Genomic DNA, 12938 nt, shown 5'->3' with positions numbered 1-12938 from the left:
TTGCCCGTTTTGCCGTTTTTGGCAGTAAAACCCCGAAAATTGCGCGGATTTGGCGAAATTTTGATGATCGTGTAAGCTCTTACCAGAAGACTCGCGGTCGACATGACGGGAAACGCGCCAAGGGAAAACCAGAAAACTTGCCGTCCACCGACCGAAGACCTTGGCGTTTGCACGCAGCAAACTGAGGGAAAGTCGAATGGCACAAACCAAGAAAATGCTGGATCCAGATCCACGGATCTATGATTTCGAGACCGAATATGAGCTGGGCCAGGATAATGTCAGGCCTTTCGGGCTGGATATCCACAACCCGGTCTTTCTGATCTCTAGTATCCTGATCTTTGCCTTTGTTCTGATCGCATTGGCAAACCAGGAAGCCGCCGCCACGTTCTTTGGCTGGCTACGGCCCTGGCTGACCAGTACGTTTGATTGGTTCCTGGTCCTGTCTGTGGACGCGATTACTCTGTTCTGCCTGGTGCTGATCATCCTGCCCGTGGGCAAGGTCCGGATCGGCGGCAAGGACGCCAAACCCGATTATTCCTATGCAGGTTGGATCGCGATGATGTTCGCCGCCGGCATCGGCATCGGTCTGCTGTTCTTTGGCGTGATGGAGCCGGTCTATTACAACTTTGCCGAGGACGGTAACGCCGTGCCGCTAGGCATTGATATCGCGGTACCCGGCAATGAATATGCTGGTGTCGTTGGTACCATTCACCATTGGGGTCTTGAAGGTTGGGCGGTTTACGCCGCAGTGGGTCTTAGCCTCGCAATCTTCAGCTACAACCTGGGCCTGCCGTTGACCCTTCGATCTGCGTTCTACCCGATCCTGGGTGAGCGAGTCTGGGGCTGGTGGGGCCATTTCATCGATACGCTGGCCGTCTTTGCCACCCTGTTCGGCCTGACCACATCATTGGGTCTGGGCGCGCAGCAGGTTGCGGCGGGGCTGTACGAAGTGTTCGGCATCGAATCCAGCCCGACCGTCGTTGTCCTGCTTATTATTGGCATCACCATGATTGCACTGGGCTCGGTCCTGATGGGTATGGATGCAGGCGTCAAACGGCTGAGTGAGATCAACATGATCATGGCCGTAGGGCTGTTCATTTTCGTCATTGTTGTCACCGGAATTGGCACAGCCATCTCACGGTATTTCAACGTGATGACGGATTATGTGCTGCACCTTCCAGCGCTGTCCAACCCGTTCGGACGTGAGGATACCAGCTACTTCCATGGCTGGACCACTTTCTACTGGGCGTGGTGGATCGCATGGTCACCGTTTGTGGGCATGTTTATTGCCCGTATCTCGAAGGGCCGCACGGTACGAGAATTCGTCATCTGCGCCCTGCTTGCGCCAACAGCGGTTTGCGCCCTGTGGATGTCGACATTTGGCGGTGCAGCCATCGACATGCTGAACGCAGGCGGAGCAGAAGGTGTTCGCGCCACGGTGATCGACAGTTATGCCCCCGAAGGCGCGCTGTTCGGCTTCCTGAAAGAGCTGCCACTGTATAGCATCGTGGCCCCAATTGCGCTGGTCCTGATCGTGGTGTTCTTTGTCACCTCGTCGGACTCGGGTTCGCTGGTGATCGACACGATCACGGCGGGCGGCAAGATGGACGCCCCAGTCATCCAGCGTGTGTTCTGGTGTACGCTCGAAGGTCTGGTCGCCATCGCATTGCTGCTGGGCGGTGGCCTCGCCGCCCTGCAAGGCGCGGCGGTATCGACCGGCATCCCCTTCACGCTGGTAGTTCTGATCATGTGCTACTGCTTGTGGCTGGCACTGAAGTCGGAGAAGGCGAAGATGTGAGGTAATCCCTGACACAACGGAAGCGCTCGCCATCAGGCGGGCGTTTTTTGTTGCGCCTTAGGTCGGTTCTCGGCCTAAAATCTGAAAGCTTTGTTTTGCTATCAAACAGAAGAATTCTAAGCGGGGAATTCGCCGAACAGAGGTTTTGATTGCTCTGATGCCGCTGGACAAGCTTTCGCATTTGTTTGCCCTTTGGGGAATATAACGTGCCGACAGCGCTTGAACCTGCGGGTCGCCGCATCCGGGAAACAAATCCATTATCTCTTGCCGGGCCTCTTCCGAGACTGATTTTATGGCTTCTGGCCCTGTAAAAGGCTTTCCGTTGGTGTGCCGTTGGACCAGATGATTTCATGCGTATCGAACAGAAGATGGAAATACACCACCCCGTCTGATGTGTTTTCCAATGTCTCAACGCCGCCAAGCGGAAGAAGCTTGTTCGCCGGGATCAAGATATCCTTACAATCAAACATGCGCAGAGCGACCGTTGAGGAAACAAGAACACGATGCTGTGGTGAGACGACAAGATCCTGCTTTGGGTATCCTGCCCCCAAGGCACCGGCGCGGATCAAAATCGGTTTTAGTCTCGGCTGGGCCTCAAGTTCAGCGTTGCTGAGACAGCGTGACCCGATCCATCGGATAGGTTTATGGCCATGATCATAGGTCAGAACCTGATCTGACACTTGCAGGTCCTCGACCCGCCTTGGACCCTGAAGCGTTTCAATAAGGGTTCCGGACGCAAAGCATAGCACGTCCACAAACTCGCCGCTTGCGTTTGTTGGGCCCGTTTGTGACTGGTTGATGTCAATTTCGTTTTGCCCGCTATCATTCCAAGCCGCAGCAATTGCATCGGTGTTTACGGTCAATCCATTGAACAGCGCCAGCGGTTCCAGCGGCCCATTGTTCACCTTCACACCAAACAGCGCGATGGTTCCGTCCGGATTTACCTCTAACCGGACGACGGGCTCCCCATTCGTGTTTCCCAGCTGCCAAACGGCAGGTGTGTCGATCTCATACCTGTCACCGTCAGCAAACTGAACCGTTTGGCCCGCGGTTCCAGGTATCTGAAATTGAAGCTCATTTGGGGCTCCGGCAGGCCCGCCGACAAACAGATCGACGTCATTGATCTGAAGACTGAAACTGTTGTCCAGACTATCGAAGTCAATAACGAATCCGCCACCAGGGGACGTATCTGTAAAGTCGGTGGAGCCACCACCACTGATGCTGAAGTCTGTCATTTAATTTCTTCGGTCCCAAATCTTACGCGGACACAAAATCCATGTGCGGGGGTTCAATCAAGGCCGCAATGAGGTCATTTCGCGGCATCGGGAAAGTGTGTTCCGACGCTAAGGTTGGCGAAGTGTAAGGAAAAACTGTATTCGTTTCATCACGTTCGCGATTCATGCGCTTTACCATCACTGGCAAGGGTAAAACAAAAAAACGCCCGCCAAATTGGCGGGCGTCTGAATTGTACCAGCTGTAGAGTCCGATCTTAGCGGCGGATGCCCAGCTTTTTGATCAGGTCCTGATAACGTGCTTCTTCCTTGCCCTTCAGGTAGTCCAGCAGTTTACGGCGCTGGGCGACCATTTTCAGCAGACCGCGACGACCGTGGTTGTCTTTCTTGTGGGTCTTGAAGTGCTCGGTCAGGGTGGTGATGCGCGAGGTCAGGATGGCAACCTGGACTTCTGGCGAACCGGTGTCGCCGTCCTTGGTGCCGAATTCTTTCATGACGCGTGCTTTTTCAGCGGCAGTAATCGACATCGGGGTCTCCTTTAAAAGGTTAGAGTTGATGGCGCAGGCCGGGATGTCGTCCAGCACAGGCCCATGGAGAAAACCGCACCGATTCCGATGCGGATGCGGATGCGGATGCGCGCGTATAAGCGTATTTTTGACGAATGGCAAAAAGATTCTTCGGGCTCAGCCCAATGCAGTCAGCTGTGCCAGATCGATCTCAGAGATTAGCTGAATGTCGTCGGCGGTCAACCCTTCGGCCCCCAGCAACTGCGCCACATCCTGCCCGTCGATCAGCACATGGGTTAGATTCTCGTTTTCAGCGTCGGGTTCAATCTGGATATCAGGGTCTTCCTGACCATCCCATGACACAAACAGCTTGTCCTGGCCAGGTTGGAAATCCATCACAGTGACCGCTTCATCCTCGTCCTCGGGGGTGAGGATAATGTCATCCGCGCCGTCGCCGCCGGTGACAATGTCACCGCTGTCAGCCAAAATCGTATCATTCCCGGCACCACCGTTCAGGAAATCGACGGAGTCTTCGTCTTCTTCACCGGTCAGGACGTCGTCACCCTCGCCGCCGAACAGAACATCCTCGCCCGCGCCGCCGTCCAGCATGTCGTTGCCATAGCCACTATGCAGCGCATCGTCGCCTTCGCCACCGTCAAGCGTGTCCTCATCTTGCCCGCCATAGAGCGTATCTTCACCCTCGCCCCCTTCCAGCTGATCTGCGCCGGAATGACCATAAAGCATGTCATCGTCTTCACCCCCGGTCAGCAGGTCATCCCCATCCTCGCCATGCAGAATATCGTCGCCCGCGCCTCCTGACACGAAATCCGCCCCTTCACCGGCGAACAGCACGTCATTTCCGGCACCGCCGTCGATGGTGTCATTCCCACTATATCCATTCACTTGGTCGTCCCCGTCCTGACCGGTCAGCACATCCGCCTCTTCGGTTCCGGCAATCACCAGATCACCATCGAATTCGGACAGGATGGTTCCGGTCGATGGTTCCTGTTCTTCCGCGGTGTCTTGGGACGTGGTCGGGTCTTCGTCGGTTTCGTCGATCTCAAGGTACTTGCCGTCAGAGACCTCGTCAGGCTGATCGTCAATGCTGTCTTCATCTTCGGGAGCGTCTTCAGGGACAAACGCGTCGCTCATGGCAAAGGCTGCGCCACCGACAGCGGCCAGACTTAGGAATCCGATCAGAAACATGGGAACCCTCCGTGAACGTACTGCCCCGAGGGTAAATGTCTCATGCGGTCAAGCACTTGGTCAAAGCCAAGCTGATCTCGTGGTTAACCTTTTGTCACCACGGTTCGGGTTGTTGAGTATAGGCGATATAGAGCGGGTGTTTCGGGTGTCCGCCCTTGGTCAGTCCCAGGTGAAACAGTGGTTGGCCGGTGCCGCGCAGCAAGGTTTCCACCGCCGGGCCGCGATCCAGATGCGCACCATGGGTGCCCCAGGCGGCAATGACCTGATCGGCCCATTCGACGCCGTCCAGAATCGCCGCGTCATTCGCAGGCCCGACCGGATCGGTGGCGGCGCGCATCTTGCGCGGATCTGTGTCGCGCCAGGCAAAGATGTTGGTCACCTGAAACGCCCCGAACCCCAACGCCCGCGCCCGCCGTTCACAGCGTTCGACGGTGGGGTCGTTCTGCACCTCGGTCGCGGTTGAGGGGTTCAGCATCACGAACAGCGCCTTGCATCCCTCCGGGTCCCAGATGCGGGCCAGGCTATAGCGATACTTCTCGCAATCGGAATAAATGGCGGTCGAGGGCGCGTCGCCCTTGGTATGCGTTCGGGTGATCATGCCCTTCGCCTAACACGTGGCTCAGGCGACGAACACCCGGCTGGGGTGCAATTCGCCGGATTTATAGATGCCCACGGCCACAGCCTTGCCATCCAGCGAGGCCCATGCCTCGTCGCCGTATTCCACGTCCGAGGCCAGCACCATGCCCGGGTTGCCGTTGCGCAGGCGAGTGGCCCCTTCGGGGGTACATTTCAGTTCGGGCAGATCCGACAGACCGGTTTCCAGCGGATGCAGATACTCGTCCAACGCGGTTGTCTTGGCCATTTCGTCGATCTGTTCGATGCTCAAACCGTCCTCGGCCTCAAACGGGCCGGACCAGATGCGGCGGAGGACCTTGACGTGGCCGTGGCATCCCAGTGCCGCCCCCAGATCGCGGGCGATCGAGCGAACATAACCGCCTTTGCCGCAGGTCATCTCCAGAACAACGTGATCGGCGTCAGGTCGGTCGACCAGAACCAGTTCCTCGACCCATAGGGGGCGGGCGGTCAGTTCCACATCCTCGCCATCGCGGGCCAGCTTATAAGCGCGCTGGCCGTCAATCTTCACTGCCGAGAACTTGGGCGGAACCTGCATGATCTCACCCAAAAAAGGGGCCAACGCCTGTTTGATATCCTCATCCGAGGGGCGCGCATCGCTTTGTGCAATCACCTCACCTTCGGCATCGTCGGTATTAGTGGCCTGACCCAGACGCACGGTGAATGTGTAGGCTTTCAGCGCGTCGGTGATGTGGGGAACGGTCTTGGTTGCCTCCCCCAATGCCACGGCCAGAACACCGGTCGCTTCGGGGTCCAGCGTGCCTGCATGGCCCGCTTTTTTCGCGTCCATCGCCCAGCGTACCTTGTTGACCACTGCGGTCGAGGTCATGCCCGCAGGCTTGTCCACCACCAGCCAGCCGGAAATGTCGCGACCCTTGCGTTTACGTCCCATCTTGCACCTTGCCCTTTGCTGAGGCGCGCGACCTAACGGATCACCCGGGTCCTGTCAATTTCCCGGTGTGTCTTCGACCACACCCACGATTGGTCCCAGCGAAAAGCCAACGTCCGAGCGGTTGCTGGCCCGGTCGTACATGCGTGAGATATTGCCATCGAAGAACAGCGCATTCGGCGTTTCCAGCACGTCGCGGAAAAGGCTGCCGAATTCATGAAAAGTGACGTAGTCATCCGAGATTGCGAACACCGCCCGCGTGCCATCGGCGCTGGTGCCCACCCCGTTGCGCACATAGAGCGAGGTCGAGTCAGGCAGAAAGCGCGGATGCAGCTCACCGTCGATCACCAGCATCGGGCCGGATTGGGTGGCAAACCGGCAGTCGGGGGCCTGTTCGACGAAATCCAGCGTCTCGAACACATCGGCACGACCGTCGCGGATGCAGAACACGCCGTTGGGCAGCAGGCCGAAATTGCCGGGTCCGGGATTCGGGATCACGCGCATGACCTCTTCGCCCTCTTCGACATAGTGGCCGACGGGCGAGCGGTCGTCGTGATACATACCGGCGTTCATCCCAAAGGCCAGACGCTTTCCACTGGGTTCAAGCGCCTCGTTCACCGATGAGAAATGCCCCAGCAGGTCGTCATTTTCGTCGTTCAGAAACAGGCGCAGGTCTTCATTGGCGGCGTCCACCTCGCAAAAGGTATACCGCTTATTCCCGTGGGTCAGCTTTTCGCAGGTGACCGCGCCGGCCTGCGCGGCCCAGAAAACCGCGCCCAACGTGACCAGTGTGCGGATCACTCGTCCAGATCGCGGCGCACCGCGTCCTGATTGAACATGCGGCGGGTGTCGTCCAGACGATCGAAAGTATCATCCAGACGGAACCGCAGATCGGGCGAAAACTTTAGGTTGAGCTTTTTGCCGATCACGCGCCGCAACTCGCCCTTGTTGCGAGCGAGCAGTTCGATCACATCTTCCTGCCCTTTGCCTCCAAGGGGCAGCACATAAGCGGTGGCGATCTTCAGATCGGGCGAGGTGCGCACCTCACCTACAGTGATCGACATGCGGTTCAGGTCGGGGTCGTGGACATCTCCGCGCGCCAGAACCTCGGACAGGGTGCGTCGGATCAGTTCGCCGACGCGCAGCTGTCGTTGGGAGGGGCCGGGGCCATCGTGGAATTTGTTCTTTGCCATATCCCCGATCTAAGCGCAAAGCTGGGCTTTGCCAAGCGGGCGCGAACCGGGTAGGAGGCTTTGAGCCGACTTTAGAAAGGACCAGCGCAATGACCCATATTCCGGGGATCGTCATCACAGGGGCTTCGGGCCGTATGGGGCAGATGCTGATCAAGACCGTCACCGACAGCGATCAGGCGCGTTTGGTCGGTGTGGTCGAGCGTACAGGCCATGATTGGATCGGTCAGGACGTGGGCACGGCCATGGGCGGTCAAGCGCTGGGCGTCACCGTGACCGATGACCCGCTTGAGGCATTTTCGCAGGCGCAGGCGGTGATCGATTTCACAGCACCCGAAGCGACGCTGGAATTTGCCGCGCTGGCCGCGCAGGCGCGCTGCGTGCACGTGATCGGCACCACCGGCATGTCGGATGAGCAGATCGCAGCGCTGGAGCCAGCTTCGCGCCATGCCGTTATCGTGCGGGCCGGGAACATGAGCCTTGGGGTCAATTTGCTGGTGCAACTGACCAAGAAAGTTGCCGCCGCGCTGGATGAGGACTTCGACATCGAAGTGATTGAAGGGCACCATCACCACAAGGTCGATGCGCCCTCGGGCACTGCGCTGATGCTGGGTGAGGCCGCCGCCGAAGGGCGCGGTGTCATTCTGGCCGACGTGTCCGACCGGGGCCGCGACGGGATCACCGGGGCCCGTAAACGCGGAGACATCGGATTCCACGCCATTCGCGGTGGCGATATCGTCGGCGAGCATGACGTGCTGTTCGCCGCCCCCGGAGAACGCATCGTTCTGCGCCATCTGGCCACCGACCGCGCCATCTTTGCTCGCGGTGCCCTAAAGGCAGCGCTATGGGGGCAGGGCAAGGCCCCCGGCCAGTATGACATGGTGGATGTGCTGGGGCTGTAACCCCGATTAGCGGAATGCGGCCAGACCGGGCGGTTCTGCACCATCCTGTTCTGCCGTTGCAAAGAGCAGCCCCAATCGTTGATCCCATGTCGGGTACTGGCCGGTCCGGGCATAGGTCAGGCGCTCGGCCCCGATGGAAATGCCAAGGGGCGCGGCCTCACCTCCGATCACGATCTCGCCGATCTCGGTCCAGTTGGCGGACGGAGGATAGGCCGTGGGGGCGAGTTCATCCGTATCACCGACGCGGTAATAGACGCCCATCGTCACGATATAGGCATCGCCAAACGGATCAGGAAAGAAAAAGCCCGAGGCATCGCGGGCGGCCAGGGCCTCAACCTCATCGCGCAGCAGCACTTTTTCGGTAAAGGGTAGGGCCATCTCGTCCAGCACCGTGCGCATATCCTCGGACTGCGGCACGCTGACAAAGGCAATGCGGGTGGGGTCAAGATCGAAGGCTTCGGTCAAAATGCGCATCATCAGACGCGTCGTGGCTTGACCGTCTGTGTCTGCGGGATGGCAGCCAACCTCATGAAATAGTGGCAACACGTCCGCACGAGATTTCTCACTGACATCGGCAACCCGAGCCAACGGTTGAATGACAAAAGCGTTCGAGGGCAGCGCGGATTGGTCAAAATCGTGCCGCAGCCCCTCGTTATAGTCATCGCGCCCGGAAGCAATGGACAGTGGTGCTGCTTCGTTGAACCCAAGCCCCGAGAATGTTTTTCTCAGATGATCGAGCGTCGTGCTGAATTCCTGTTCGAACGCCGCATTTTGGTCTTCCGCTGCTGTTGCCACGCGCGGCAAAAAGGTTCCGACCGTTGCTGCGGTTCCCAGCTGGACAACTTTGCGCCTGTTCCATCCCATCGGATACCTCCCGTGCCTGTTGGACGTGGCATCAGAGTATCACAGATGTTTCGGCTAAGGGTTAAGGGTTTCTGAAGACGGGCTTCCTGAGGTGCAATTACAGATCCTTCACCTTATCTTCACGCAGCGGGCAGGCCAGATAAACACCGAATTCTGTGCCGATATCGGCGCTGACACGAGCGTGGACCCGGCCCTGGCGGTCGAGGAACCGTTGATTGTCTTCGACGGGGAAAATCCCCTCGTGCCAGATACCGGGGTGGATATAGAGGCCTCGCGAGCCGTCACACCAGAAAGCGACCACCTTTTCGGGGGTCAAATTGTCCCCGGGCAGCGCAGCGGGAACGATGAAGGGCTTGTTGTCCAACGGCCAGAACATCTGTCCGCCGTCTGGGTGATAGTTCATATGCCACAGCAGCACCTGATCACGCGGCGCGGTTTGCTGGTCGGTCTGTGCCTGTTGCGGGTCGGCGGACCAGCCCAGAACATAGTGGCCTTTAACCGCCTCGTTCTCACCATACAGCACGTCGCCCTGCCAGTCGCATTTGAACGTGCCCTCAACCCAGCCACCTTCATCGCCGGTGCCTTCGTCGATGGGGCGCCAGCCCTGTTGGGGCCAGCGAGAGATTTCGATCTCGAAGCCGTCCGGGTCATCGACCAGACAGCCATAGCCCTTGACCGACGCGTCTGTGGCCCGGATCAGGGGCACCTCATGCCAGGGCAGGGACGGCTTTGAACTGGCCTCAAAGATATATTCGGGGGCGTTCATGCCGCCCCCAGATGTTTGTCGACCATGCGTTGCACCATCGGCGCGAAATGGGTGAAATCCGGCGTCTTCATATCCGCACGCTTGCCTGCCTCGTCCAGATAGCGGACCTGAATGATTTCTTTCAGGTTCGGGTTGGCCTCGAATTCCGCGACTTCCTCGGCGCTCATCGGACCACCCTGCAGCTCCAAAGTGTGAACCGAAGCTGTGGATAGGCGGTTGAAATATTCAGGCTTGGTGGCACAGAGATACCGTTTGGCCGCCACATGATAGCGGCAGCAATCGGTGATGACTGACGGGAAGAACTGTTCCAGAACTTCGGCCCCCGCATCCTCGTGGTGGCGATCCTCGGTATCGTCGGGGTGATAGGTGCCGAACTCGGATGTGAAATGGCCGATATCGTGCAGCAGCGCGCCAACGATGATTTCCTCGGACTGGCCGTTCTGTTCGGCAATTGTGGCACCTTGCAGCATGTGTTCTGCCATCGTGACCGGTTCACCCAGATATTCCTCGCCACCACGACGGTCGAAGATATCCCCGATAAAGGCCACGATGTTGTCGCGGTTGAGGGTTGAGAAATCGGGTTTCATTCCGCTGCCTCCGGTTGCGCCATGTCCATCGCTGCGAGCGTCGACAGCAATCCATCCTTGTCGGCATAGCAGCCTTGTAGCCAACGCGATCCTGCGCCGGAATAGCCCAGCCGCGCGTGTAGGACGCGGGTGTTGTCGACGATGAAACTTTCACCCGGTTCCAGCTTGAACGACACGCCCATGGCCGGATCGTCGATGATCTCGCCAAGTTGGCGATAGGCAGCATAGTAGGCTTCCATCTGATCGAATGGCACGTCAACAAACGGGGCGGAAGACCGATTGTTGAAGCGGATGCCGACTAGCTCACCGTCCGGCGACAACTCGATCATTGGGCGGCGAGACCGCAGGCAGATGCCGTCCGAACCTTTGTATTCAAATCGCGCGGGATAGCCTGCCAGCAGGGCGAAGCCTTCGGGGTTCTGATCGCGCAGTTTTTCGGCGGCACGGAAACCATCGACTACAATGGAATCGCCACCTTCGGCGCTGTTTTCCAGACAATAGAGGATTTGCAGCGTCGGCACCGGGTCACGATAGGGGTTGTCGGTATGCGCCTGAAGACCAAGGCCAGTATAGGCTAGGTTGGTCGGGTTTACCTCGGTCCGAACCTCAAAATAGGGGCCATAGTTGGTTTCGCGGACGTAGCCGAACAGATCGGCCACCTTCAGCAGTGATTCCGGCTCAGTCGGGCCGCCGGTCAGCTTGGCAAAACCGAACTTAGCCACTGCAGCCAGCCAGCCGCGCTTGGCGGCGGGATTGGCGTGGACTTCACCCCAATCAGCACTTGGCGCTTCGATGCCGCGTTCCCACGTGGTGATGCCATGTGCGACACGGCCTGTTTCTAAGGACCGGGCGCAATCATAGACGTGATCGGCCAGCCAATCGGCGGGGAAGGTCACGGTCTTGTCTTCGGGCTGGAAAGTGACCGTTAGATCGCCATTGCTGATCTCGGCGGAGCTGACTGAAATATCGACGGGAATGTCGCTGATGGTGATCAGACGCTGACCGTTTCCGGGCGCGCGTGTCTCCGGATCCAGCGCATTATCGCGCAGCCAGATCGCATGGAAACGGGCCTGAGTTCCGGTGTCAAATTCAACAGTCACAACCGAAGTATCGTGATTGGCAGTGCGCAGCATGGGGGTCTCCTGTTCAGCGCGGGCTTTGATTGAGCAGATACGCCTCTTGTGGCATTAACACAATTAATCCTTCTTTCGGCTGAGGCTTGGAAAATCTTATGGCAAAGAAAAAAATCGGATTGCCGCCACTGGATTGGCTGCGCGTGTTCGAGGCCGCCGGTCGGTTGGGTGGTTTTTCCGCCGCCGCCCGAGAGTTTGGGCTGACACAGGCAGCCGTCAGTCAGCGGATCGGTAACCTGGAGGCTTGGCTGGGCCGGTCCCTGTTCGTGCGCGAGGCACGAGGCGTGTCACTGACGGTTGAAGGCGAAAGCTATCTGCCGCTGGTGCAAGAGAGTTTGCAGGCGTTGGAGCGCAACACCGAAGATTTGTTCGGCAAATCCCCGCAAGAGCTGCGCGTCGCGGGCCTGTCTTCGAACATCCACGCGCTGGTTCTGCCTGGGCTTGCCCGGTTTCAGGAAACGCGACCCAATGTGCGGGTGATGACCGACTCGGTGGCGCGCCGGTCGTCCTTGGATGAGGAGCGGACCTGGTTGCAAATCCGTTATGGGCGTGGGGCCTGGCCCGGTCGGGATGCGGCCCTGATCGCGCGCGAGGTTCTGGTGCCGATGGCCGCGCCCGGTGTAAAATGGGGGGTGCCGCTGATTGAGCTGCGTGGCGAGCGCCCGGCGTGGCGGGATTGGGCGCGTAAGACGGGGCATGGCGAGATGCCGCCGTCACAGATCAGTTTCGATTCGATGGAACATGCCATTTCGGCGGCCCGGCAGGGGATTGGGGTGGTGCTGGGCTCGGTGCCTCTGGCCAGCGCGGATTTGCAGGCCGGTCGGCTGTGTCGGCTGGATCTGCCCGATTTGCAGACCAATGACGGCTATTGGCTGACTTGGCCCGAAGAGCGGGTCAAATCGAAAAAACAGCGTGCCCTGATTGCCGATTTTCTGCAGGCCCTTCAGGGCTGATCAATCAGAAATCGACGGCGATGCCCTTTTTTTCCCAATCGCCATAGCGGGCCGGATCAGGGCCGTCGCGCCCGCCCAGTTCCTTGGGCATCTCTTTTTCTTCTGCCTCGGCCTTGCTGCGGCGTTCTTCCGCCTCGGCCAGGGCGCGCTGGGCGGCGGGGGGCAGGTCTTTGTGGTCGTCATTCGTGGTGTCGGGCATGACATCGGGTTCCTTTCCGGGCACGGGCTTGATATACGCCCCCGTCCGCCTTTGGCAATGCGGACGAGAGTCACATCAAA

At 58.8% G+C, this 12938-nt stretch carries 15 protein-coding genes; 3 read left to right on the top strand and 12 right to left on the bottom strand.

Annotation, left to right across the window (positions count from 1 at the left end; all coding sequences use genetic code 11):
• The first annotated feature begins 196 nt into the window (after nucleotides 1–196).
• A complete protein-coding gene (locus ACR3EP_RS13270) occupies nucleotides 197–1798 on the top strand; it encodes a BCCT family transporter (RefSeq protein WP_170376187.1) in 1602 nt (533 codons plus the stop codon).
• Between the two features lie 290 nt (nucleotides 1799–2088).
• On the opposite strand, the gene ACR3EP_RS13265 is transcribed toward ACR3EP_RS13270, so the two are convergent.
• The 7 genes from ACR3EP_RS13265 to rbfA all read right to left on the bottom strand — a co-directional run bounded on the left by ACR3EP_RS13265 (nucleotide 2089) and on the right by rbfA (nucleotide 7457).
• Nucleotides 2089–3033 (bottom strand): Hint domain-containing protein, encoded by a 945-nt coding sequence (locus ACR3EP_RS13265; protein WP_480638248.1) that lies wholly within the window; start codon nucleotides 3031–3033, stop codon nucleotides 2089–2091.
• A 254-nt stretch (nucleotides 3034–3287) separates the two neighbouring features.
• Entirely contained in the window at nucleotides 3288–3557 is a 270-nt protein-coding gene (gene rpsO, locus ACR3EP_RS13260) for a 30S ribosomal protein S15 (RefSeq protein ID WP_039543122.1), read from the bottom strand.
• Nucleotides 3558–3713: 156 nt separating this feature from the next.
• Entirely contained in the window at nucleotides 3714–4742 is a 1029-nt protein-coding gene (locus ACR3EP_RS13255) for a calcium-binding protein (protein ID WP_480638247.1), read from the bottom strand.
• Nucleotides 4743–4836: 94 nt separating this feature from the next.
• Nucleotides 4837–5340: a DUF1643 domain-containing protein gene (locus ACR3EP_RS13250; RefSeq protein WP_480638246.1), complete on the bottom strand. Its 504-nt coding sequence runs from the start codon at nucleotides 5338–5340 to the stop codon at nucleotides 4837–4839.
• A gap of 21 nt (nucleotides 5341–5361) precedes the next feature.
• Nucleotides 5362–6267 (bottom strand): tRNA pseudouridine(55) synthase TruB, encoded by a 906-nt coding sequence (gene truB, locus ACR3EP_RS13245; protein WP_170360721.1) that lies wholly within the window; start codon nucleotides 6265–6267, stop codon nucleotides 5362–5364.
• A 54-nt stretch (nucleotides 6268–6321) separates the two neighbouring features.
• Complete coding sequence (locus tag ACR3EP_RS13240; protein WP_170360719.1) at nucleotides 6322–7065, bottom strand: phosphodiester glycosidase family protein; 744 nt, start codon at nucleotides 7063–7065, stop codon at nucleotides 6322–6324.
• The gene (rbfA, locus tag ACR3EP_RS13235) at nucleotides 7062–7457 is read right to left on the bottom strand and encodes a 30S ribosome-binding factor RbfA (RefSeq protein ID WP_170349805.1); all 396 of its coding nucleotides are present in this window, start codon (nucleotides 7455–7457) and stop codon (nucleotides 7062–7064) included. Before rbfA ends, ACR3EP_RS13240 begins: the two co-directional genes overlap by 4 nt.
• An 89-nt stretch (nucleotides 7458–7546) precedes the next feature.
• On the opposite strand from rbfA, the gene dapB reads away from it, so the two are divergent.
• The gene (dapB, locus tag ACR3EP_RS13230; RefSeq protein WP_480638244.1) at nucleotides 7547–8356 is read left to right on the top strand and encodes a 4-hydroxy-tetrahydrodipicolinate reductase; all 810 of its coding nucleotides are present in this window, start codon (nucleotides 7547–7549) and stop codon (nucleotides 8354–8356) included.
• A 6-nt stretch (nucleotides 8357–8362) separates the two neighbouring features.
• On the opposite strand, the gene ACR3EP_RS13225 is transcribed toward dapB, so the two are convergent.
• The 4 genes from ACR3EP_RS13225 to tmpA form a co-directional block, all read right to left on the bottom strand.
• Nucleotides 8363–9220 carry a hypothetical protein gene (locus ACR3EP_RS13225; RefSeq protein ID WP_170349807.1) on the bottom strand — a complete coding sequence of 286 codons (858 nt, stop codon included), beginning with the start codon at nucleotides 9218–9220 and terminating at the stop codon, nucleotides 8363–8365.
• Nucleotides 9221–9317: 97 nt separating this feature from the next.
• On the bottom strand, nucleotides 9318–9986 hold the full coding sequence (locus ACR3EP_RS13220; protein WP_170360713.1) for an ureidoglycolate lyase: 669 nt from the start codon (nucleotides 9984–9986) through the stop codon (nucleotides 9318–9320).
• Complete coding sequence (gene tmpB, locus ACR3EP_RS13215) at nucleotides 9983–10573, bottom strand: (R)-1-hydroxy-2-trimethylaminoethylphosphonate oxygenase (protein WP_170349809.1); 591 nt, start codon at nucleotides 10571–10573, stop codon at nucleotides 9983–9985. Before tmpB ends, ACR3EP_RS13220 begins: the two co-directional genes overlap by 4 nt.
• Nucleotides 10570–11706, bottom strand: a complete 1137-nt coding sequence (gene tmpA / locus ACR3EP_RS13210; RefSeq protein ID WP_170349810.1) for a 2-trimethylaminoethylphosphonate dioxygenase — start codon at nucleotides 11704–11706, stop codon at nucleotides 10570–10572. Before tmpA ends, tmpB begins: the two co-directional genes overlap by 4 nt.
• Before the next feature lie 98 nt (nucleotides 11707–11804).
• Between tmpA and ACR3EP_RS13205 the strand changes: the two genes are divergently transcribed.
• Entirely contained in the window at nucleotides 11805–12659 is an 855-nt protein-coding gene (locus tag ACR3EP_RS13205; RefSeq protein ID WP_480638243.1) for a LysR family transcriptional regulator, read from the top strand.
• 4 nt (nucleotides 12660–12663) lie between these two features.
• Here ACR3EP_RS13205 and ACR3EP_RS13200 read toward each other — a convergent pair whose 3' ends face one another.
• Nucleotides 12664–12858, bottom strand: coding sequence for a DUF1674 domain-containing protein (locus ACR3EP_RS13200; RefSeq protein WP_480638241.1), 195 nt, complete (start codon nucleotides 12856–12858; stop codon nucleotides 12664–12666).
• Nucleotides 12859–12938: the final 80 nt, after the last annotated feature.

The sequence above is a fragment of the Ruegeria sp. BB10 genome, from assembly GCF_056535725.1.
Note: the sequence above shows the minus strand (reverse complement) of the source record. Positions and strands in the feature narration are given on the sequence as shown.

Bases quoted from the DNA above. Each gene is read 5' to 3' on its own strand.
- dapB (WP_480638244.1), top strand. From the start codon at position 7,547: ATGACCCATATTCCGGGGATCGTCATCACAGGGGCTTCGGGCCGTATG.
- ACR3EP_RS13205 (WP_480638243.1), top strand. From the start codon at position 11,805: ATGGCAAAGAAAAAAATCGGATTGCCGCCACTGGATTGGCTGCGCGTG.
- ACR3EP_RS13250 (WP_480638246.1), bottom strand. From the start codon at position 5,340: ATGATCACCCGAACGCATACCAAGGGCGACGCGCCCTCGACCGCCATT.
- tmpB (WP_170349809.1), bottom strand. From the start codon at position 10,573: ATGAAACCCGATTTCTCAACCCTCAACCGCGACAACATCGTGGCCTTT.
- tmpA (WP_170349810.1), bottom strand. From the start codon at position 11,706: ATGCTGCGCACTGCCAATCACGATACTTCGGTTGTGACTGTTGAATTT.
- ACR3EP_RS13255 (WP_480638247.1), bottom strand. From the start codon at position 4,742: ATGTTTCTGATCGGATTCCTAAGTCTGGCCGCTGTCGGTGGCGCAGCC.
- ACR3EP_RS13220 (WP_170360713.1), bottom strand. From the start codon at position 9,986: ATGAACGCCCCCGAATATATCTTTGAGGCCAGTTCAAAGCCGTCCCTG.
- ACR3EP_RS13200 (WP_480638241.1), bottom strand. From the start codon at position 12,858: ATGCCCGACACCACGAATGACGACCACAAAGACCTGCCCCCCGCCGCC.
- truB (WP_170360721.1), bottom strand. From the start codon at position 6,267: ATGGGACGTAAACGCAAGGGTCGCGACATTTCCGGCTGGCTGGTGGTG.
- rpsO (WP_039543122.1), bottom strand. From the start codon at position 3,557: ATGTCGATTACTGCCGCTGAAAAAGCACGCGTCATGAAAGAATTCGGC.
- rbfA (WP_170349805.1), bottom strand. From the start codon at position 7,457: ATGGCAAAGAACAAATTCCACGATGGCCCCGGCCCCTCCCAACGACAG.
- ACR3EP_RS13225 (WP_170349807.1), bottom strand. From the start codon at position 9,220: ATGGGATGGAACAGGCGCAAAGTTGTCCAGCTGGGAACCGCAGCAACG.
- ACR3EP_RS13265 (WP_480638248.1), bottom strand. From the start codon at position 3,033: ATGACAGACTTCAGCATCAGTGGTGGTGGCTCCACCGACTTTACAGAT.
- ACR3EP_RS13270 (WP_170376187.1), top strand. From the start codon at position 197: ATGGCACAAACCAAGAAAATGCTGGATCCAGATCCACGGATCTATGAT.